This is a genomic window from Burkholderia sp. IDO3 (genome assembly GCF_003366075.1).
Taxonomy (GTDB): Bacteria; Pseudomonadota; Gammaproteobacteria; order Burkholderiales; family Burkholderiaceae; genus Burkholderia; species Burkholderia anthina.
Map to the genome: position 1 here is coordinate 1,598,754 of NZ_CP028962.1, position 20,788 is coordinate 1,619,541.

General features: G+C 68.4%; 21 protein-coding genes. 8 read left to right on the forward strand and 13 right to left on the reverse strand.

Annotated features, from left to right (window positions below):
* Nucleotides 1–77 precede the first annotated feature (77 nt).
* The 4 genes from DCN14_RS07390 to DCN14_RS07405 all read left to right on the forward strand — a co-directional run bounded on the left by DCN14_RS07390 (nucleotide 78) and on the right by DCN14_RS07405 (nucleotide 6,291).
* Complete coding sequence (locus DCN14_RS07390) at nucleotides 78–1,103, forward strand: DNA-binding protein (protein WP_096498634.1); 1,026 nt, start codon at nucleotides 78–80, stop codon at nucleotides 1,101–1,103.
* Nucleotides 1,104–1,659: 556 nt separating this feature from the next.
* Nucleotides 1,660–4,389, forward strand: coding sequence for a hypothetical protein (locus DCN14_RS07395; RefSeq protein WP_096498632.1), 2,730 nt, complete (start codon nucleotides 1,660–1,662; stop codon nucleotides 4,387–4,389).
* Between the two features lie 258 nt (nucleotides 4,390–4,647).
* The gene (locus DCN14_RS07400; RefSeq protein WP_096498630.1) at nucleotides 4,648–5,709 is read left to right on the forward strand and encodes a hypothetical protein; all 1,062 of its coding nucleotides are present in this window, start codon (nucleotides 4,648–4,650) and stop codon (nucleotides 5,707–5,709) included.
* A 108-nt stretch (nucleotides 5,710–5,817) separates the two neighbouring features.
* On the forward strand, nucleotides 5,818–6,291 hold the full coding sequence (locus DCN14_RS07405; protein ID WP_096498628.1) for a GNAT family protein: 474 nt from the start codon (nucleotides 5,818–5,820) through the stop codon (nucleotides 6,289–6,291).
* Nucleotides 6,292–6,572: 281 nt separating this feature from the next.
* On the opposite strand, the gene DCN14_RS37880 is transcribed toward DCN14_RS07405, so the two are convergent.
* Nucleotides 6,573–6,971 carry a hypothetical protein gene (locus tag DCN14_RS37880; protein WP_162826178.1) on the reverse strand — a complete coding sequence of 133 codons (399 nt, stop codon included), beginning with the start codon at nucleotides 6,969–6,971 and terminating at the stop codon, nucleotides 6,573–6,575.
* Between DCN14_RS37880 and DCN14_RS07410 the strand changes: the two genes are divergently transcribed.
* The 3 genes from DCN14_RS07410 to DCN14_RS37890 all read left to right on the forward strand — a co-directional run bounded on the left by DCN14_RS07410 (nucleotide 6,960) and on the right by DCN14_RS37890 (nucleotide 9,550).
* Nucleotides 6,960–7,574 (forward strand): winged helix-turn-helix domain-containing protein, encoded by a 615-nt coding sequence (locus DCN14_RS07410; RefSeq protein WP_162826179.1) that lies wholly within the window; start codon nucleotides 6,960–6,962, stop codon nucleotides 7,572–7,574. The two genes, DCN14_RS37880 and DCN14_RS07410, sit on opposite strands and share 12 nt — an antisense overlap.
* 115 nt (nucleotides 7,575–7,689) lie before the next feature.
* Entirely contained in the window at nucleotides 7,690–9,060 is a 1,371-nt protein-coding gene (locus DCN14_RS37885) for a hypothetical protein (protein ID WP_162826180.1), read from the forward strand.
* A gap of 49 nt (nucleotides 9,061–9,109) precedes the next feature.
* Complete coding sequence (locus DCN14_RS37890; protein ID WP_162826181.1) at nucleotides 9,110–9,550, forward strand: outer membrane protein assembly factor BamE; 441 nt, start codon at nucleotides 9,110–9,112, stop codon at nucleotides 9,548–9,550.
* 30 nt (nucleotides 9,551–9,580) lie between these two features.
* On the opposite strand, the gene DCN14_RS07420 is transcribed toward DCN14_RS37890, so the two are convergent.
* Entirely contained in the window at nucleotides 9,581–10,210 is a 630-nt protein-coding gene (locus DCN14_RS07420; RefSeq protein WP_096498622.1) for a GNAT family N-acetyltransferase, read from the reverse strand.
* Nucleotides 10,211–10,415: 205 nt separating this feature from the next.
* On the opposite strand from DCN14_RS07420, the gene DCN14_RS07425 reads away from it, so the two are divergent.
* Nucleotides 10,416–11,270: a formyltransferase family protein gene (locus tag DCN14_RS07425; RefSeq protein WP_096498620.1), complete on the forward strand. Its 855-nt coding sequence runs from the start codon at nucleotides 10,416–10,418 to the stop codon at nucleotides 11,268–11,270.
* A 61-nt stretch (nucleotides 11,271–11,331) separates the two neighbouring features.
* On the opposite strand, the gene DCN14_RS07430 is transcribed toward DCN14_RS07425, so the two are convergent.
* The 11 genes from DCN14_RS07430 to sctU all read right to left on the reverse strand — a co-directional run bounded on the left by DCN14_RS07430 (nucleotide 11,332) and on the right by sctU (nucleotide 20,636).
* Nucleotides 11,332–11,787: a CesT family type III secretion system chaperone gene (locus DCN14_RS07430; protein ID WP_096498618.1), complete on the reverse strand. Its 456-nt coding sequence runs from the start codon at nucleotides 11,785–11,787 to the stop codon at nucleotides 11,332–11,334.
* Between the two features lie 128 nt (nucleotides 11,788–11,915).
* On the reverse strand, nucleotides 11,916–12,119 hold the full coding sequence (locus DCN14_RS07435) for a hypothetical protein (RefSeq protein WP_096498616.1): 204 nt from the start codon (nucleotides 12,117–12,119) through the stop codon (nucleotides 11,916–11,918).
* Nucleotides 12,120–12,219: 100 nt separating this feature from the next.
* Nucleotides 12,220–12,450, reverse strand: coding sequence for a type III secretion protein (locus DCN14_RS07440; protein ID WP_096498614.1), 231 nt, complete (start codon nucleotides 12,448–12,450; stop codon nucleotides 12,220–12,222).
* A gap of 31 nt (nucleotides 12,451–12,481) precedes the next feature.
* Nucleotides 12,482–13,615, reverse strand: a complete 1,134-nt coding sequence (locus DCN14_RS07445) for a secretion protein (RefSeq protein ID WP_143331619.1) — start codon at nucleotides 13,613–13,615, stop codon at nucleotides 12,482–12,484.
* A gap of 167 nt (nucleotides 13,616–13,782) precedes the next feature.
* Nucleotides 13,783–14,619, reverse strand: coding sequence for a hypothetical protein (locus DCN14_RS07450; protein ID WP_096498610.1), 837 nt, complete (start codon nucleotides 14,617–14,619; stop codon nucleotides 13,783–13,785).
* A 12-nt stretch (nucleotides 14,620–14,631) separates the two neighbouring features.
* Entirely contained in the window at nucleotides 14,632–14,895 is a 264-nt protein-coding gene (gene sctS / locus DCN14_RS07455) for a type III secretion system export apparatus subunit SctS (RefSeq protein ID WP_096498608.1), read from the reverse strand.
* A gap of 19 nt (nucleotides 14,896–14,914) precedes the next feature.
* Nucleotides 14,915–15,565 (reverse strand): type III secretion system export apparatus subunit SctR, encoded by a 651-nt coding sequence (sctR, locus tag DCN14_RS07460; protein ID WP_096498606.1) that lies wholly within the window; start codon nucleotides 15,563–15,565, stop codon nucleotides 14,915–14,917.
* On the reverse strand, nucleotides 15,549–16,730 hold the full coding sequence (sctQ, locus tag DCN14_RS07465; protein WP_162826182.1) for a type III secretion system cytoplasmic ring protein SctQ: 1,182 nt from the start codon (nucleotides 16,728–16,730) through the stop codon (nucleotides 15,549–15,551). The genes sctR and sctQ overlap by 17 nt, the downstream gene beginning before the upstream one ends.
* A 70-nt stretch (nucleotides 16,731–16,800) precedes the next feature.
* Nucleotides 16,801–17,445 carry a type III secretion system protein SctP gene (gene sctP / locus DCN14_RS07470; RefSeq protein WP_096498602.1) on the reverse strand — a complete coding sequence of 215 codons (645 nt, stop codon included), beginning with the start codon at nucleotides 17,443–17,445 and terminating at the stop codon, nucleotides 16,801–16,803.
* A gap of 9 nt (nucleotides 17,446–17,454) precedes the next feature.
* The gene (gene sctV / locus DCN14_RS07475; RefSeq protein WP_096498600.1) at nucleotides 17,455–19,548 is read right to left on the reverse strand and encodes a type III secretion system export apparatus subunit SctV; all 2,094 of its coding nucleotides are present in this window, start codon (nucleotides 19,546–19,548) and stop codon (nucleotides 17,455–17,457) included.
* 8 nt (nucleotides 19,549–19,556) lie between these two features.
* The gene (gene sctU, locus DCN14_RS07480; protein WP_096498598.1) at nucleotides 19,557–20,636 is read right to left on the reverse strand and encodes a type III secretion system export apparatus subunit SctU; all 1,080 of its coding nucleotides are present in this window, start codon (nucleotides 20,634–20,636) and stop codon (nucleotides 19,557–19,559) included.
* Between the last annotated feature and the right edge of the window lie 152 nt (nucleotides 20,637–20,788).

A 20,788-nucleotide genomic window follows, 5' to 3' on the forward strand; every position in this document is an offset into this window, starting at 1 on the left:
CAAAACCGAGAACCTGAATCATTGGATATTTGACGGTTTACGTTATATTATTTACGAAATCTCCACCGCAACCGACCATGTCCGACCTCGCCGCCGACGAATCCCGCCTGATCGCCGAAATCGACCGCCTCAAGGCCGCTTTCCCGAAAACCCGCGAGCTGTACCGCGAGGTCTGCGCATTGATGTTCTTCCGCTTCGGGATCACGCCCACCGCGAACCGCCTGTACCAGCTCGTGCGCAAGGGCAGCATGAGCACGCCGACAGCGGTGCTCGGCGAGTTTTGGGCCGAGTTGCGGGAAAAGAGCCGCGTTCGTATCGAGCATCCGGATTTGCCGGCCGACCTGCAGGCCGCCGCAGGCGAACTCGTCGCCGCGCTCTGGAATCGTTCGAGTGCCGACGCGGCCGCCGCGCTCGACGCATTGCGCGCCGAAGTCGAAGCCGAACGCGCCGCGGCAAAAGCGGAAGTCGCCGCATTGCAGGCCGAACTGGCGCGCACTGAAACCGCACTCGAACAGCGCACGTCCGCGCTGCTTGCCGCGCAGGTCAGGATTCAGGAGCTCGAGCAGGCGAGGGCCGCGGACGAAGTGTCACGCCGGGCGCAGCAGGCGGAAATCGAACGCCTGCAGGCCGACAACGCGGAAGGCGACCGCGCACTGGCCCAGGCGCGCGCGGATTTCAGCACGCAGCTCGATCGTCTTCGCGACGATGCGAACCGCGCCGAAGAGCGCCTGCGCGCATCGGAGCGGCGGGCGCTTCAGGAGATCGACCGCGAACGCGTCGCGGCGGCACGGCTGCAGAAGGAACTCGATGGCATGACCAGCCGCGCCGAACAGCGCGACCTCGCGTATCGAAACGATCTTGCCGCGCGCCAGGCGCAACTCGGCGACGCGCTGCACCGGTGCGGCGTGCTTCAGGGGCAGCTCGACGGCGCGCAGGCGACCAATGCGGTGTACGGCAAGGAACTCGACGCACTGCGGCGGGAAAGGGCGGCGCTGGCGCGACGCGCAGCGGTGCGCGGCACCCAGTCCAAGGCAGCCCCGACCGCACCCTGCGGCGACAAGCGCATGCGAGCGAAGAAGTCCACCGGCGAGACGTCGAACTGACGAACGCATCCACGAAGCGCGAGCCCGCGCTGACGCGCGCACGCCTTGGGCAGACAAGGCAGCCAGGGTGCGGGGCACCTGACTGCCGGCCCACTCTCTCAACTTGATCGGTACCGAGGCGGCAGCGGCGGCGCATCCGCCGGAATCGTCGCGCGCGGGATATCAGCCAACCCTGTGGCGAGCCGTTCGACTGCGCCTGCGCGCCGACGTCCGGCATCGTCCGCGTCGTGTGATGGATCTGCGGCGTCCCGCCCGGGAGGGGGCGCGATGAGGATCGACGTCAGGCGCTTCCCGTCGTACGCCGACGCGCCGTACGTCGAGCTGTTCCACAGCGTCCGCCGACGCGTGGCAGGGTCGTCGTTGCGACGCAAGCGGCCTGCCTGCCCGCTATCGAGCCGGATGAACGTGTCGTCCGTGCCGGTGCCGGCGACAGCCCGTTCGCACGGCTTCGCAACGATGGTAATCGTTTCGGATCGAGACTGGATTCGGTCCCACGATATGACATCGTGGAGCGGCTTGCATCGAATCTGCCCCTGCCTTCTGCCGCGAGACTCCCATGTTCAAGAAGCTCACCACCGTATTGCCCTCGTTGCGGCAATCGGAGCGCACGACAGCGACGCCGACCGCCGACCGCGCGCCGCCCAAGGTGGTCAGTCAGAAGACATCGCTGAACGTGCAGCCGTCGATTCCGCTCGTCGGGCTGCAAAAGCAAAAGCCTGCACCGGCGCTACGGCTTCCCGAGGCGACGGAGCCGGAAACCGACTGGAGCAAGGACGTGCACGCCGCGCTGGATGCGGTGATGCAACCCGACGTGACGCCTGTCACGTCGTCCGGTGGCTCGCGTCGCGCGGGATTCACCGTGCAGAAACAGCCGTCGACGCGCTCGAACGCGCCGCTCGATCCGGCGAAACCCAAGAGCCGCCCGATGAGCCGACCGCCGTCGATCGTCGACCTGGCGCGCAAGGACGACGCGTCCGGGACGTCGCACGTGCCGCCCGTCGTTGCTACGACGCTGCACGAAACGGAAACCGCGCCGACCACCAGGACGACGGAGGTTGTCGCAACCACCGACGCGGCCGAGACGGACCCGCACGCGGAACATACGGCGCGCCTTGCCCGCGTGTTCGACGAATTCTTCGGCGAGGCCGAGACACCGCCCGTCACATCCGCCCAATCGTCCTCCGAAGCGCCAGCGGGGAAGTCGTCCGCCAAGGACAAGCACGCGCCGTTGGTGGCGAACGTGTCGCACGAGAAGATCGCCGAACAACTCGCGGCGGTGCACGCGTCCAACAAGGACTTCCGGGCCATGCTGGCCAATCGCGACATGGAACCGATCCCCAACGGCGGAAAGGGCAACAACTGCTCGATCTACTCGCTGGTGCAGTGCGCGGCACCGGATCTCGACGATGCAGCGCTGCATCAGGTAGTGGGCGAGATTCGCGCCGAATTCGACGCGGCCCACACGGGCGAAGCGGGACAGATGCTGCTGCTCGACGCCAACGAGGGCGGGCACGGCAAGGCGCTCGTGTCGCTCGTGAACAAGAGATTCGGCGTCGACATGCAGGTGGGCGTGGTGCAGGCGGGCGTCAGTCCCGAGCATCCGGTCACGACGCTCGGTCAGTTCCACGGCGAGCGTCCGTCCGGGCAGGCGAGAGCGCTTCGGGTCGTCGTCTGGGATCAGCACCGGCATTTCGAAGCGGTCACCAGCACGGCCGGGCAGGCGGTCGTGACGGCGGAGCCGAAGCTCGCGACGTCGACGACCGGCAAGGGCACCGAGGTGTCGCCGGCGCGGAAGTCATCCACGCCGCCGCACGTGACGACCACACACTCGACGACGGTCGAATCGACGTCGCCGGTAACCGCCACCGTCACGAAACAGGCGTCGGGCGGCCTGGGCACGAGCAAAAGCGAAGGCAAAGTCAAAGGCAAAAGCGACGACGAGCCGCCCGGAAAAAGCCACGACGGAACGTCGCCCGCGTCAACGAAGACGACGACCGAGGCAGCGACGGCGCGCCCGCACGGCGTCGCGCTGACGAAGCTCGTGCCGAACCCGAGCTCGGGCGCGAAGATTTTTCGAAAGCTCGGCCGCTGGATGCGGGTCGACAACGAGAACGCCGTCCCGCAGTTGCTGAACCGGACCAAGCCGGAAGGCGGCATCGTGCAGGGCCTGTCGAAGGCGCACATGACGACCACGGCGCCGTCCGCGCTGCAACTGGCGCATGAAAGCGTGAACGCGGTCTATGCGGCGCAGGAGCTGGGTTCGTCCGCGATGCGCAAGAGCCGCTACCAGGCGATGCTGAAGCAGTGGCCGGCCACCGACGACGAACCGACAGTCAAGACGGGCGGCAGCGAAGTGCCGCTGTCGGAAATCGCCAGGCGCAAGGATTTCCAGTCGCGCTACGACCTGAAGGTCGCGATCCTGGGCCAACCCGAAGGCGCCGAGCGCGAGCAGATGCTCGACGTGCTGACGGGACGTTATATCGCCGAGGTACAGGGCAAGAACCGGGTGGTCCGGTCCGCGATCAAGACGACCATGTCCGTGGTGGGCGTCGGGGCCGGTGTCGGCCTGGCGGTCGGTACGCACGGTGTCGCGCCCGCGGCGCTGGCAGGCGGCGCGATCCTGTCGGGGCGCGACCTGCTCGACAATCGCAAGGCCGCACATTCGCTCAAGCAGCACTATCGCGACAAGAAGATGGATGCGATCGTCGATGGCGCGATGCAGCACCGGTTGAAGAACCAGCTCGAAGGCGAACCGGGCGACGATGAAAAGGCCAGTTGGGAAAACGTGCGCAAGGACGTCAGCCAGCAGCGCATCAAGCGTTTCCTGCCGATCAAGTACGACACGATCAACGAGAACAAGTCGACCGGCGAAAAGAAGCAGGAGGTCGACCTCGTGAAGAAGCACGCCGCCGCGCGCGTGGCCGGCGCGGTCGAGGAGAGCCACGGCCGGCACTCGCTGCAGGACGCCTACATGAAGAGCAGCGGCGTGAACAAGAAGGCGCTGAAGCAGTTCTACCGCGACGCGGTCGACGCCGACCGGCGGGAAGACGGCGGCAGCGACATCGCGGCGGCCTTGCAACTGATGCGCGACCTCGGGATGTCGAAGATGGAAGCGATTTCGCATCTGCGGACCGCGGCGGCCGGCAATCTGACGCGGCCGAAAATCGATGACGAGGATGAGAAGAAGCGGCTGAAGGAGCATCCGGATGCGATCGTGAGGGCGATGATGCAATCGCCGAGCGACCATCTCGAATCGGCGATCGGTTCGGCAATGGGCCGGCGCTAGTGAGTCGGCGCGCGAAAAGCGTTGTCAGGCAATTGACGACGATAGGTGAAGAAGCGCGCGATTATGGATGACTCGGTCATTATTTCCCTGTGCTGCGTATTAATCAGGTAATTATGACGAGCCATATTGCATTTCTAGCTTCGTATTTATGCGCGTCGATACGCACCGGTACGAATTTCGGATCGGACACTCCCCTATATTGGCCGCACGGGATGCAAGCCGGGTAAATACTTCCAATCCTAGACAGGAGTGTCTGACATGGCCTCGAATATCACCATCACCGTCAGTCCGTCGAATACCACGCCGACCGACTTCGGCAATTCCCAGGCCGGCGGCACATCGTCCGGCCAGCCTGCCAGCATCACGCTGGACGCCAGCTCGCTGGCCGCACTCCTGAAGCCTCAGGCCGGGGGCAACGGCGGGCTGGGCGGCGCCGGGCAGGGGCTGCACAACGTGAAGCTGAGCTCGGACAAGGGTACGGTGCAGGTGCAGATGGACAGCCAGGGCAACATCTACGACAAGAGCGGCAAGAGCATCGGCAAGCAGAATCAGGACGGTTCGATCACGTTCGACAGCGGCAAGAGCCCCGAGGCCGAGATCCTGGACACCGGCTCGACCAACGGCAAGCACCAGCCGCAAGGCCGCGACACGATCGACGCATCGGACGTGAGCGTGTCGGCGGGCGATCTGCGCGGCCCGAACGGCAACGGGAGCGGCGGCGATACCGGCGCGATTCCGGTGAATTACCAGCAGAACGGCAACCCGGACAGCGCGAACGGCGGCAACGGCACGCCCGGCGGCGAGAACCTCAACCTCGGGCTGGGCGCCTCGCCGACCGGCGGCCAGACCATCACGATCTCGCTGGGCGACGACGGCACGCCGCAGAACGGCGCTCTGCCGCAATCGAACGTCCCGGTGTCCACGGGCGGGGGCGTGAACGGGCTGGGCGGCGCCGGGCAGGGGCTTCACAACGTGAAGCTGAGCACGGACAAGGGCACGGTGCAGGTGCAGATGGACAGCCAGGGCAACATCTACGACAAGAGCGGCAAGAGCATCGGCAAGCAGAATCAGGACGGTTCGATCACGTTCGACAGCGGCAAGAGCACCGCAGCCGAGATCCTGAACACCGGGTCGACCAACGGCAAGCACCAGCCGGAAGGCCGCGACACGATCGACGCGTCGGACGTGAGCGTGTCGGCCGGCGACCTGCGCGGCAGCCAGGGCGAGGCGCAGGACGCGAAGAACGGCCGCGAGGTCGAGCAACTCAGCCAGCTCGGGCTCGGCCCGGTGGATCCGAACGGTCAGACGGTCACCGTCTGACGCAGGCTGGCGCGATCGGGCCGGCCGGGGAAGGGAGGCGGCCGGGCGGAACGTTCCTGGAGTCGCGGCGGGCGCGGTGCGCCCGGCCGCAGTGTATTCGCGAATGGCATGAGACGGCTCATACTGGATCGAAGCGAGGACGTGATGAAATTCGTCGCGTCCTTGACGGGGGAAGCGCGTTATCCCAATTACGACGATGCGATCGGCCTCGAGAAGGACGGCCGGCTCGTCGCCGGCGTGGTGTATCAGGCCTACAACGGCCCCAACGTGGCGATGCATTTCGCCGTCGCGGGCTCGCCGCACGTCATCACGCCCGGGTTCGTCTGCGCGGCGTTCCGCTTCCCGTTCATTCTGCTGCGCTGCAACCGGATCAGCGGCTATGTCCGCGCCGACAATCTCGCCGCGCAACAGCTCGACGAGAATCTCGGCTTTCGACGCGAAGGCGTGATTCGCGAAGGGGCGTCCGACCGCACCGACTTCATTCTCTACGGCATGCTGAAACACGAGTGTCGCTTTCTCGAAGGCCGTTACCTGAGAGCGATGAACCGCGACCTGGCGCAGCCGGAAATCGTGACGTCATGACGCGTGCAAACACTGCCTCGGCAGGTACACTTCATGAAAGAGTCAGCAGAATTCCATATAATCGAATTAATGAATTTTTATTGGGGCGGCATAAGAGGTTTAAATCGTGTTAATCCGTCCGGCGGTTATTTGTTTACGAATAAAGCTAAACGGATTCAATGCAGCTTTTCCGGAGGAAATGCGCGCCCTGGTATTTCATGCCGACGGGCCGATACGGGATTTTTCTGATGACGGGATTCGCCATATGCGCGAAGCATCGTCCTGACTTCACCTGATGTTTCTCACTCATGACCCGGGCAGGCCTGCCGGAGTTGTACGTTGCATCCATCGCATCCACCGTCGGCGACGCATCGTGTCCGTGTCGCGACAGTCGGGGCGTCCAGTTGCTGCAGTCGGAACCATGACATCGCTCCTCGCAAGACGCCGCCCGCCGGCCCGCATGGACGACGCATTTCCTGCCTGCTCATCCAGGAAGCGAGCTGATAATGAATCTTGCGGTTTTTTCCAAAGACATGGCGCGACGCGATGCAATTTGCAATCATCTCGCCGAAAACGGCATAGCCGTCGAACGGTTCGACGACGAAACGACCTTCGCCCGCGCGCTGACGCGCCGCGAATTCGATGCCATCCTCGTCAGCATGGAGCCCGGCATCGATCCGCAACATCCGGTGCTGGTTCATCGCGCATGCTATGGCGTGCAGCGCGCGCCGCTGATCGTGATCTGCTCGACGGCCGACAGCATGGACGCAGTGGACCTGCTGGACTACGAGTCGGACGAGATCGTGCTCGCGCCCGTCAACCTGCCGGAACTGCTGCTGCGCCTGCGGCTGACCAGCAAGCGCCTGCATTGCACGCGCAGCAGCGTGGACAAGGAGATCCTCGCGTGCGGCCCTTACCGGCTGGATCGTCATGCGTCGACGGTCAGCGTGGCGGGCGACGTGATCCGGCTCACGTCGCGCGAGTTCGCGATCGCGTGGATGCTGTTCTCGCAGCTCGACAAGTACGTCGGCCGGGCGGAGATCGCGCGGGCGGTGTGGGGCAGCCCGGAGGACATCGTCAGCCGTTCGCTCGAACAGCACATCTACAAACTGCGCAAGAAGCTGCACCTGAACGGCGTGCACGGCGCGTACCTGCGCACGATGTATGCCGTCGGGTATCGCATCTTCATCCAGCCTCCCGCACGCAGCGCCGCGCCGGTGCGGCAGCGCACGGCGATGCCCGTGCCCGCGTACGCCGATGACGGCGATGCGACGTTCGTCCGGCATGCGGCCGGCGGACGGTAACGCGCGATGCAACCACGTGCGACGACATCCCGATGCGGGGCCGGCCGTTTTTCGTGCCGCCAGTTCGTTGCGCGTACAACCATAGTCGCCGCGCCGCGGGCGAACACGGGCCGCCGTGGCGTCGCGGCCGCGCGCATTCGCCATCCTCGCGTGCTCGTCCTTTCCCATGTATTCGCACATTCCACCCGCTCGCTCAGGGGCTGAGGCCGCTCAGGCCGATGCCGCCGTCGGGCCCGACGGTGCGCCCGGGGCGGCCGCCGCGCGGGACGCGGCGCAGGCCGACGGCGGCGTCCTGCAGATCCTGCGCGCGCGCATCGGCGGCGGTGGCGCCGAGTTGAAGGGCGCCGCCGGCGGCGGGCCGCAACCGGGCAGGCCCGCGGGCACGGCGGCGGGCAGCGGTACGGCGCTGTCGCGCACCGTGTCGGGTGCGGCGAGCGGGCGCGGCGACGTGGCCGGGCTCTCGGCGTTCACCTCATCGGGCGCGGGGCCGGCTACGACGACGGGCCTGCTGCCGGGGCTCACCGGCAACGGGTCGACCGGCGACGACGCCACGTCGGGCATCCTGCGCGACGAGGGCGGGGCGACGGCCGAGCCGGAGCCGGCCGCGACTGCCGCAGCCGACGATGCGCTGCCGCTCGCGCCGGACCCGTTGCCCGGGGCGCTTCGTGCGCCCGGCGCCGGCAATGCGCCGGCATTGGCCGGGGCGCAGGAGAACCCGTTTGCGGCCAGCCCGGGAGAAGGCGTGCAGGGCGGCGACGTCGGTGCCGATGGCACGATGCGCGCGCCTTCGGACCCAGCACTGGCCGACACATGGGCCGATACACGGGCCGATACACGCGCCTTCGCCGGCATGACCGTGCCCGCGAATCCCCCCGCGGGTGCCGGAACCGCCGATGCCTCCGCGGCGAATGCCGCGCCCACGTCGCGCGATGCCGCATCGCCGGCTCCGACCGCCACGCCGGCAGTGACGACCACGACGATCGCCACCACGACGCGCCCGCCGAGCGCGTCGCCGATACCGGCCGGCCAGCGAGGGAGCGCCGTTGCGCCGCCGGCTCGCTCGACGCGGGACGTCATCGCCAATGCAGCGGGCACGGCCGGCCGCTACGCGAGCGCGACGGCCCGCCGTGCCGGCACGCTCGCGTCCGCCGCGGGACGCACGCTGGCCGAGCGCGGCGCCGCGCTCCCCGGCGTGCGCGCGCTCGAAGCCGGCCTCGCCGAACGCGGATGGATCGCCCGGCACGGCCGGTCGTCCGATGCGCCGGACGACATCGATACCGGCGTCGGCGCGGACACGAACGACCCGTCGTCGGTGGCATCGGGCAACGAAGCCGCGGGTGTGGTCAGCGTCGTGCGGTTCGCGGTGCAGGCGCGCGAATGGCTGGACGAGCGGCGCGCGCGCGCGCCGGCGCACGGCTGCCCGCATCGCCGCAGCCTGCGCTGCCGCTGGTATTGCCGAGCGGGATGCACGCGGCGCGGCGTTTGAGCGTGCACTGCTTTCTTCTTCCTCCACTTTCGAGACTTCCAGCTTCGACATGAGAATCGACACGATGCACGGCGCGGCGATCGCGCTGCTGGGCGGCATGCTGCTCGCGGGCTGCAGCGCGGCGTCGCAGTCCGCGGCGAACGGCGCGCCGGTGTTCCCCGATCCGGGCGCGGCCTGGGTGGCCGACGGCACCATCGTGAACCCGCGCGTGCTGCGGCAGATCGTGCCGGGGATCACCGAGAACCAGGTGTATCTACTGATCCACGAACCGCATTTCAGCGAGGGGACGTTCGGCGTACGTGCGTGGAACTACCTGATCCGGTTCCGGACCGGGCCCGGCAACGCCTTCGTGACGTGCCAGTACCAGGTGCAATTCGACGAACGCCGGTTGGTTCGGGCAACTTACTGGCGGAATCCGGGTTGCGCGGATTACGTCACGCCGGGCGCGCCGGCGGTGTCGACGTCGCCGGTCGAACTGCCGGCCCAGTAGTGCGCGGCGCCACCGGCCCGGCAGCGTGCGTCACAGCCACGCGTTGCCGCCGGTCGAATCGCGGAGCAGTTCGCGCAGCCAGGTGCCGGCGTCGGGCGCCGGCGCGGATGGAGAGGCGTACCGGGTCAGCACGTACAGGTGGCAATCGGCCATCGGCAGTTCGCGATTCGGCTGCGGTTCATGGCGCTTCAGCAGCGCCTCGCAACGAAAACCCAGACGTTCGATGCAGTCGCCGGCCGGGCCGCCGGTCACGCAATGCGCGTAGATCCGCTGCACGCCGCGCTGCGCGAGCAGCCAGCCGAGCAGTTCCTGCAGCGCCATCAGGCATGCGCGCCGCCGTCGCGTGCCGCCGCGCTTCGCGATCATGACCGACAGACGCACGCACGGCAGATCGGGCGTGAGTTCGATCACCGCCGCGAGTTGCCCGGTGGCGCGGCATTCGCATGCATAGCGGATCAGTGTCCCGTCGCGCCAGCCACGGCGCGCTTCGGCGATATACGCATGGGTTTGCGCGAGATCCCCGTGGCGCAGGATCGGCAGGTACTTCATCGTTTCCGCGTCGCCCAGCATCTGCTCGAAGAGCGCGGCGGCATCGTCGGGCACCAGCGGACGGAGAATCAGCCATTCGGTTTCGAAAGGAGTCAACGGAGGGAATCGCATGATGATCGCTCGTCATCGATCGGTCTTGTCAGTGTGCCTGACCGCGTGCGGCGCGGCGTGAATGCGCGAACCGGCAAACGCGTCACGGAATTTCTTCGCGCAGGCGTCGGCGGATTCGCCGCGCCGCGCGAGCGCGCGGGCGCGGCATGACATGCTGGCGGATGCGCGGCGCCGCGTGGCCGCCGTTCCCCGATGGAGAGATCGCATGCGCTTCGCTTTCGCAGGATTCGACCTGTTCCACGGCATGCTCGAGACGTTCGCGAGCGCCGGATGGAAGCCGGTGTCGCTGTTCAGCTTCGTCACCGACGGCCAGGTGAATTCGAATGCGGAGATCGTGTCGTACGCGACGCGTCACGGCCTGCCGCTGCAACTGTCGCGGATCGACGAGGCCGCGCTGCACGCGCTGCGCGCGCTCGACTGCGACGTGCTCGTCGTCGCCGGCTACGGCTGGCGGATACCGGACTGGACAACGTACGTGCGGCACGCGATCAATTTCCATCCGTCGCCGCTGCCCGACGCGCGCGGCCCGTATCCGCTGCTGCGCGCGATCCGCGACGGCCACCGCGAGTGGGGCGTGACCTGCCACCGGATCGCGCCCGCGTTCGACACCGGCGAGATCCTCGCGCAGGAGCGCTTCGCGCTCGCCGCCGACGAATGCCACGAAAGCCTGCAGCTCAAGGTGCAGATGGCCGGCTGCCGGCTCGCGCGGCAGGTCGCGCACGGCTTCGACGCGCTGTGGGCCGCGCGCACGCCGCAAACGGGCGGCAGCCACTGGCCGAAGCCGGCCGATGCCGACCGCACGCTCGATTTCACGCGGCCGGTGGACGACGTGATGACGTGCGTGCGGGCCAACGGGCTGCACGAGTGCATCGCCCACGTCGGCGGCAGCGTGCTCTACGTGCGGCGCGCGGTCGGCTGGCGCGAGCGGCATGCGTTCGCGCCGGGCGCGATCGCGCATGCGTATCGCCGCTGGACCGTCGTCGCGGTGCCGGACGGGTTCGTCGCGCTGCTCGAATGGAGCGCGCTGAGCCTGGCCCAGCGCGCCGATATCGGGCCATGATTCAAGCGGCGAGGGGTGGGACGCGGCGCGCGTGTGCGACGCGAATCGGCGCGTCACGGGGTCACGCCCGCAGCCAGAAGAATTCGCCGGACGCGATGCCTTCGAACATCTCGTCGCTCGACTCGATGATGTTCTGCCGCCAGTAGCGGCCGTGCTCGGCATAGTGCGCCAGCAGGTCCGCGAGATCCGCGCCGGTGAAGTCCGGCTCGAACGGCAGCCGCAGGATCAGGACGATGGAACCGGTGTCGGCGTCGATGCCGAGCTGGGCCTGGTCCTGCGCATAGATCAGCAGGTTGGCTTCCAGCATCAACCGGAAGATGTGCAGCGTGCGGCCCGCCGTGACGGTGCCGAAATGAAAGTTCGCGTAGAGCGCGTGTTCGTCTCGTTCGACGTGCTCGAGGCGCACCTCGAAGCCTTCGACCTCGACCGACCCCGTTTCCTGCACGTATTCGACATCGTGGAGGCCGACGACCGCACAGAACTGGGCGACGAGTTCGAGGTAGCGAGGATCGCTCATGAGCGTGAAGAAGGGCGGAAGCGGGGATGAGCGGAAGGGGCCGGCGCAACGGTGCCGGCAGGACGGAAACCCGCCCGGGCCGGCCCGTTGCGCCGACGAAGGAGCCGCAAGACGGCGTGCGGATCGCGTTACTGGTTCTTCGCGATGTCCTTGAGCGAACCCGTTGCCGAATTGGTGGCGTTGGCTGCCGCCGTCGCCGCATTCAGCTGTGCGTTGTTCGATGCCTGGGCGGTGGCTGCCGCCGAGCTCGCTTGCGTGATCGCGGTCTGTGCTGCCGTGGATTGTTCGATGCTGCTGACTGCTGCACCTGCACCTGCCAATGCGCCTGCCATGTTGTTTCTCCTTGAGAAATGACGAAAGGAACTGCGGTACTGCAATAAACCGTTCTCGCGCGACGATGGCCGCAACGGAACAGAACGGAAGCGAATGCCGTCAGGCTTGCCGGATCTGGTGGATCACGCGCGATGCCGCCAGCAGCCCGCGATACAGCGTCGCGCGGTTGCGGTTGTCGGTGTCGGAGCCGGGTGCGGCGTTGTTGATGTTTTCGGCGACCTCCACGAGCGCGCGCTGGATCTTCTCGATCGTCGGCGCGGCGGCCGGATCCCTGACGAGCGCGGAAAGGTTGTCGAACTGCTTGGCGTAAGGCGTGATGGGCTCGTACATGTCGCTGGTCCTGGTCGAGGTCGATGAAATTTCAGGAGTCCGGTGCAGCCGGACGGGGCGCCGCGTGCACCTGCTCGGCGCTGCGCGCGATCGTGCTGCCGTCGACGGAGGGCACGTCGGCGCCCGAAGCGACCGGCACGCCCGACGCCGGCGCCGGATCCGCCGGCGCCTCCGTCATGTAGATATGCTTGATGCCGTCGGGCGTCTGCGTGTACTGCACCGAGTCCGACGACACGATCTCCGAATACTGCCCGGCGGCCGGCGCTGCTGCCTGGCCGGGGTGCTCGTCCACCTGCACGTCGAACCGCCGGATGTTCGAATCGAGGTCCGCACGCACGCGCGTGACGGCCTTGTCGAGCGCGGCCTTGCTGTCGACGGTGCCCGTGATCGCGAACGCGCCGTTGCCGAGATACTTCACGCGCACGCCGGCGATGCCGAGCGAATCCTCGATGCTGTGGACCGCGTTCTGCGCGACGTCATAGCTCCGGACGATGTCCTTCGACGCGATCTTCGCCAGCGTCGAGCGCACCAGCTGATCGTCGGACAGGTTCGCGACCATGCCCGTCACGACGCTGGTGCCGCCGACCGTACGCACTTGCAGCTCGGTCATGTGGGCCGCCGCCAGTGCGTCCTGGATGCGCGTCGTCCGGTAGTCAGCGCCGTGCCGCAGCGCGGCCTCGCTGTCGGGCGCGGTGGTCAGCAGCACGACGGTGCCGGCGACGATGCCGACCGCGACGCATGCGACGAGCGCGCCGTAATAGCGGCGCCGCGTGCGCCGTTCGGCGTCGGCCTGCGCATCGGCCGGGCGGGTCAGCAACGTCGACAGCAGGTCGAGATCCGATGGCCATGGCGTATCGTCGGGGCCCACGCACAGGATCGTCTCGCCGAAGCGCATCGGCACGAAATCGACCAGGATCACCGTTTCGTCCTCGATCGCCGTCGCGGTTGCCGCGCCGTCGGCCTGCGCCGGCTCGCCGGCCGGCACGTCGACGCGCGTCGATGCGCGGACGACGCCCGACGGATCGACGTCGAGCGTCACGTCGGCGCCGGTCCAGTCGGTCAGCCGGATGTCCGCATCGGCGCCGCCATGAACCCGATGCTGACCCGGCGTGAGCTGCAACATCGCTCCCGCGTGGAATCCCGTCAGTATCCGTAGCTGTTTCATGAGCAAGGCGTTCAATCGATATCAGGTCCGTATGCCGAATTCGCGGTACGTGCGCGACGGGCGAAGATCGTCCGTCACGCTGTCAATGTAGAGGCTAAACCCGAGCGGCCGGCCCCGGATGCGAAGACTTCGCGTTTCGAACGAAGCATTCGCATGGCGACGCCGCGCTACGGCGTGCGGCGCAGCGCGCGCAGCGTATCCAGCGCGCACTCGCACTGGCGGGCGGTGCGCGGGCGGTCGAACTGGCGCAGCAACAGCCCGGCCAGCAGGTTGAAGTCGCGCGCCGCGTCCGGCAGCGGCGGGGCGCCGCCCGCCGCGTCGCGGCGCGGAGCCGGATGCGCGCGCAGCTTCTCGATATCGGCCTCGGGCAGCGCGACGCCGTCGCGCTGCATGCCCAGCCAGCGCGCCGACCACGCATGCACGCGCGCGGCGACGCCGGCGCCCGGCTGCGCGGCCAGCTCGCTTTGCAGCGCGAGCAGTTCGCGCGCGCATGCGTCGCGCAGCGCGTGCGGATCGAGGTCGCGATCGGGCGCGGGCAGCACCGGCGCCGGTGGCCGTGCGATCGCCGCCGCCGGCTGGCGGCGGCCACTCTTGAACGTGGCGGCGCGCGGCGGCGCGTCGTCCTGTTCGTCGTCCTGTTCGTCGCCCTGGCCGCCACGGCCGCCGCCGTGCCCGCCGTGGCGTTCGGGTTCGTCGCCTTGCACCTCGAATTCCGCCGGTTCCCCGGCCGCATCGGCGCCTTCCGCGCCGTCGGAGCCCACGGCGCCGCGCTTGCCGCGGGCCGGACGGCGCCGGCGCGCGAGCCGCGCGGCCATCTTCCTGGTGCGCTGCGCGTGCGCGGCGCTCTGCTGGCCCGGCGGGCCGCCGTGCGCGAAACGCGTGCCGCGATACAGCGTCGCGAATTGCCCGGCGGGCTTCGAACGCCGCGGTTTCGCCGATTTCTTGTGCGCGGCGACGGCCGCTTGCCGGGCGATCTCCGCGGCGTGCTGGGTAATCCGGGTCATGGCGGCCTCGCGTCAGGACGGAAATGCCGTGCGCATCATCTCGTTCGCGAAATGCAGGATCGCCGCGCACGACAGCGGCGCGGCGATCACCAGCACGATCGTCACGGCGATCAGCTTGATCGCGAACGGCAGCGCCTGATCCTGCAGCGACGTGATGGCCTGCACGAACGACACGGCGAGCCCGACCGCGGCGGCCGCGATCACGAACGGCAGCGACACGGTCAGGCACAGCAGCATGCCCTGGGTGGCGGCGTGAACCAGCGAATCGACGTCCATGATGGCGGCTCCGGTCCGGTTACTTGTAGGTCAGCACGAGCCCATGGACCAGCGCCGACCATCCATCCATCACGACGAACAGCAGCAGCTTGAACGGGATCGCGACGTTGGTCGGCGACACCTGGTTCAGCCCCATCGACAGCAGCACGTTGGCGATGATCAGGTCGATCACGATGAAGGTCACGTACAGCAGGAAGCCGATCTTGAACGCATCGGTGAGCTCGGTCAGCGTGAACGCCGGCGCGAGCACGATCAGGTCGGTTTCCTTCAGCGCCTGCGCTTCCTCCTTCGGCCACACGATCGACGCCGAGCGCATGAAGAAGCGCTTTTCGCGTTCCTGCGTGTGCTTGATGAGGAACTGGCGGAACGGCTCGCGCGCCGCGTCGGCCGCCTGGATCACGGCCTGCGACGATTGCGGCGAGATCGTCTGGCCGTTCAGCGTCTTCGCGGCCATCATGCCGATGGGCGCCATCACGTAGACCGACACCAGGATCGCGATGCCGTTCAGCACCATGTTGGGCGGCACCTGCTGCACGCCGAGCGCATTGCGCAGCAGGCCGAGCACGACGACCACCTTCGCATACGACGTCACGACCATCGCGACGAACGGCAACAGGCCGATCGCGACGACGATCAGCAGCAGGCCGGACAGGTCACTGTACTGAACCATGCTCGTGCGCCATGCGAAGAATGCGGATGCCCACGTGTTCGCCGATCCCCACCAGCTCGCCGTAGCCGATCACCTGGCCGTGCGCGACCAGCTTGAGCGTCAGGTCGGCGATCGCGGTCGGCAGCTCGATCACGTAGCCGGGCGCGAGCGACGACACCTCGTCGATCGTCAGCGCCACGGTATCGGCGACGAACTGCACGGGCAGCTCGAGTTCGCCCACTTCGACGGCACGTTCGGCTTCCGGCGCGTCCAGCCCGGCTTCCGCGGTGCCCAGGACGGTGCTTTCGGTCATCACGGGTTCCTTCAACAAAGTGATCGTTCGGGGTTGCAGCGCCACGGCGGCCTGGCAGTGCGCGAGGCCCGCGCTGCCCCAGGTCGCGAGCGCGACGGCTCGGGCAACGGCCGGCGAACCGTCGTCCGGCGCCGCGCTTGCGGCGTGCAGCCACGCGGCATCGAGCGACGGGGCGAGCGCGCGCATCAGGATGTCGCCGCCGCGCAGGCTCTGCAGCGTGTCGACCGACAGCGGTTTCGTACCGAGCACGAGGCTGCCGGGCACGCGCAGCGACGCGTCGAACCGCGCGAGCCTGGCCGTGCTGGCCAGGCAGCCGTCCAGCCACTCGATGCAGCGCCCGGGCAAGCGCACCCGCGCGTCGTGCCGCCGGTCGCGCAGCGTGAGCGACAGGGCGACGGTCACGCTGTCCGGACGCGGTGCGGGCCACGCGCCGCGCCTGACCGCGACGATCTGCACGTCTTTCAGGCCGAGCGTGTCGAGGCAGCGCAGCAGCGGCGTGCACAGCACGTTCGCCACGGCATTGCGCAGCGTGAGCTCCGGGCTCGTGCGGCGATCGGCGGCCTGCGCCTCGGACCACGCGCAGACCGCCAGCGCGGGGTAGCGTTCGAGATCGAGCAGCAGATGCGCGCTCACCGGGCCGGCCGGCGTGTCGACCCGCAATTCCGCGAACGCCGGATCGGCATAGTCCGGGGCGTGGGCCGCGAAGCCGCGGCGAAAATCGCGCACGCCGAGCGTGTCGCGCAGGAACACCGGCAAGCGTGCGTCGAACAGCCGGCGCGACGCGTGCGCGCTCGCCGCATCGAGCGGGGGCAGCGCGAACGGCGCGGCGACGGCGTCGCCGTCAGGCGTAATCGAATGACGAATCAGTTTCAACCCTTGCCAAGAAATGCCGCCGTTGGCCCGCGCAAGCGGCCCCTGCGCCGAGGCGATTCATGCGGGGCGCTCACCACACCGTGAGACGAACGGTTCGCGGCTGCCCCCATGCACGCAGCATCGCGTCGAGCTCGTGCTCGAGCGCGATGCTGTGGGCCAAGAGTAACTGCCGGGCTTCGCGATCCTGCGTATCGAACCGAAGCAGCAGGTCGAAATGCGAAAGCGACACCTGCAGTTCGGTGGCCGGCAGAATCCGGTCGTTCAGCACGACCTGCGCTTCCCACTGCCCGGCGGCCGCGACGGCGGGATCGCCGCAGAACGCCGCGACCTCGCGCGACAGCACGCCGAGCAGGCCGAGGTGATCGCGCCGCTCCTGTAGCGTGACCGATGCGATCGGCGTGGCGGCGCTCGCGATGCGCGCGGCGATCGCCTCGCATTCGGCGCGTTCGGCGGGGGTTGGCCACGTGTCCGGCGCGGGCGTGTCGCGCTCGTTCGAGATCAGCGGCACGTGCTCGTGCGGCGCGGGCGACGGATCGGGTTCGGCGCCGGCGTCGTCCGGCTCCCGCGACGCGGGCGGCGCATCGGATACCGGGCGCGCCACCGTGCGGCGCGCGGCCAGCAGCGCCGCGTAGTCGAAGCGGCGCGTGCCGCGCGCGGGCCCCGCGTCGTCCCGAGTCGGCAGCGGGGGCGCGTCGCGGCTGTCGATGCGGGTCACGGTGCGGCGTCAGATGGTGATGCGGCCGATCGGGCGCAGGTCGACGTGCTCGCCCAGCTCCTGGTACGAATACACGGCGAGCCAGCCGAGCTTCGCCTCGATCATCCGGCGCACGTAGCGGCGGATGTCCATCGACGTGACGAGCGCGACGCCGTCGGCCGGCTGCGGGCCGACGACGGCCTGGATCTTGTCGATCAGCAGGCCGATTTCGTCCGGCGCGAGCGCCAGGAAATTGCCGGTCGGGGTCTGCTTGATCGCCTGCCGGATGTGCTGCTCGATCGGCAGGTCGAGCAGCACGGCGGGCAGCGTGCGCTGGCCGCGCGTCGCGCGATGCGCGAGGAAGCGCGACAGGTCGCCCCGCACGTATTCCGTCAGCATCAGCATGTCCTTTTCCTTCGGCCCCCATGCGATGAGGCTTTCCATGATGGTCCGCACGTTGCGGATCGAGATCTGTTCCTCGAGCAGGCGCCGCAGCACGTCGGCGATCCGTTGCGGCGGCAGCACCTTCTGGACTTCCGCGACGAGCCCCGGGTGATCCTCGCCGAGCTGCTCCAGGATCCACTGCACCTCCTGGATGCCGAGGAACTGGGTCGCGTGGTGGCGCATCAGCGCGACCGACGCGTGCGCGATCACCTGCTCGGGGCCCCACGCCGGAATGCGCGGCGGCAGCTCGCGCGCATCGGCCCAGTGGGTCGGCCGGCCGCCGGGATCGATCGGCGGGCGCGGCTCGCTCTTCGCGATCAGCGCGTCGCGCTGCCGCGCGTCCTCGTCCGACAGCGGCGTGCCCGGCGCGACGCGTTCCGGTTCCGGCAGCATGACCCGGCCCGCCGGCAGCTCCGTCAGCAGATACGGCACGTCGTGAATCAGGATCTCCGCGTGCATTGCCGGCAGCGCCGCATGGGTCCACATCGTGATGCCGGGGAACGGCAGCCCCAGCTCCTCCTGCAGCCGCGCGCGCTCCGCGCCGAACGCATTGTCGAGGGTCGGCAAGGCCAGCCGCTGCATCAGGTCGGGTGCGACGCGCACGCCGATCGGGCACGCGAACTGCGGCGCGCGCGTCATGATCGCCGGCGTGTCGGCTTTCGCGCCGGAGCGCTGCATCGCCTGCAGCCCGTCTTGCGCGGGCCCCTGCTGCGGCTGCTTGCGATTCAGCTTGTACGCGATGAACGCGAGAAGCGCGGACAGCAGCAGGAACAGCGCGACCGGGAAGCCCGGCACCAGCGCGAAGCCGAGCAGCAGCAGCGCGGCGAAATACAGCGCGCGCGAACTCGAGCCGAGCTGGCGGCCGATTTCCTCGCCGAGCGAGCGGGGCTTGTGGTGCCGTTCGTCCGCCACCCGCGTGATCATCACGCCGGCCGCGACCGACAGCAGCAGCGACGGGATCTGCGACACCATCGCGTCGCCGACCGACAGCACCGAGAAGCGGTTCGCCGCCTCGCCGGCGGTCATCCCGTGATACGCGACGCCCACCGCGATGCCCGCGACGATGTTGATGGTCGTGATCAGCAGGCCGGCGATCGCGTCGCCTTTCACGAACTTCATCGCGCCGTCCATCCCGCCGTGCAGCTGGCTCTCGATCGCCAGCGTCGCGCGCCGGTGGCGGGCTTCCTCGGGGCTCAGCAGGTTCGCGCGCAGATCGGCGTCGATGCTCATCTGCTTGCCCGGCATCGCGTCGAGCGTGAAGCGCGCGCCGACCTCGGCCACCCGCTCCGAGCCTTTCGCGATCACGATGAACTGCACGGTCGTGATGATGATGAACACCACCAGCCCGACGACCAGGTTGCCGCCGACCACCAGCTTGCCGAAGCTGTCGATGATGTTGCCGGCCTCGGCGTGCAGCAGGATCGACTTGGTCGACGCGATGTTCAGCGACAGCCGGTAGAGCGTGGTGAACAGCAGCAGCGACGGGAACGCGGACAGCGACACGATGTCCGGCACGTACATCGTCACCATCAGCAGCGTGACGCTGATCGTGATGTTGATCGCGAGCAGGATGTCGATCAGCTCGGGCGGCAGCGGCAGGATCATCAGCGAGATGATCGCGGTGACCAGCAGCGCGATGCCGATTTCGCCGCCGGCCGGGATCTTGAGGGCCTTGAACATCGGAACGCTCAGAGATGGGGTGACGGGGAGGGCGACTCGGGCGGGCGGCTCGCGCCGATCGCGTCGACCCAGCGCAGGATCGCGGCGACCGTCTCGAACAGCGCTTCCGGCACCGGCTGGTCGAGCGTGACCTTGTACAGCGCCCGCGCGACGGGCGGGTTGCCGATGATCGGCACGCCGGCCTCGCGCGCGGCGCGGCGCAGCGACGCGGCGTCCGCGTCCATGCCCTTCGCGATCACGACGGGCAGCGGATGCTCGTCGGGCGCGTAGCGCACCGCGACCGCGAAGTGGGTCGGGTTGACCACCAGCACGTTGGCGAGGCCGATGCGCGGCTTCGGCGGCGTGGTCGCCAGCTCGCGCGCGAGGCGGCGGCGCTCGCCCTTGAGTTCGGGGCTGCCTTCCTGCTCCTTGTGCTCGCGCTTCACCTCGTCCTTGCTCATCTTCATCTTCTTGATGAACAGGAAGCCCTGCAGCCGGATGTCGATCGCGCCGACCAGCACGAAGATGCCCACCGAGATCGCGCCGAGCTTCGCCAGCATGTCCCAGAACATCAGCGACAGCCCGGCGAGCGGCTGGTAGATCGAACCGACCACCAGCGGGAACAGCCACTTGATCGACTGCCACATCACCCATGCGAGGATGATCGCCTTGACCACCATCTTCGCGCAGTCGATCAGGCTTTTCGCGGAAAAGATCCGCTTGATGCCGCTCGCCGGGTTGACCGTCTGCATGTTGGGCGTGACCGGCTTGGTGGCGATCCGGAAGCCCACTTGCGCGATCGAGCCGGCCGTGGACGCCAGCGCGGCCGCGAGCACGCACGGCACGACGAGCTTCAGCGCGGTGGCGCCGATCCTGAACAGGTCGGCGTGAATGTGCTCCAGCGAGTGATCCTGGCCGACGAACGACAGCGGGATCGACACGATCTCGTGCAGCCCGTCGCGAAACATCGGCACCGTCGCGACCAGCGCGATCAGCGCGCCGGCCATCGACAGCGCGTCGGAGAAGTCGCTGCTGCGCGCGGCCTCGCCGTCCTTGCGCGCGTCCTCGAGTTTCTTGTCGGTTGGCTGTTCGGTCTTTTCGTCGCTCATGGAAGGGCCCGCGGCGCAGTCTCGGCCGGATCGAATGGAAACTGGAAACGCACGCGCAGTCGCGCCGTTGCGACGACCTTAGCGCCCGCCGCACGCGGCCGGCGCGGGCGATGCGAAGTGGCGCGGCGCGGGCCGAAGCAAGCGGCCGGCGG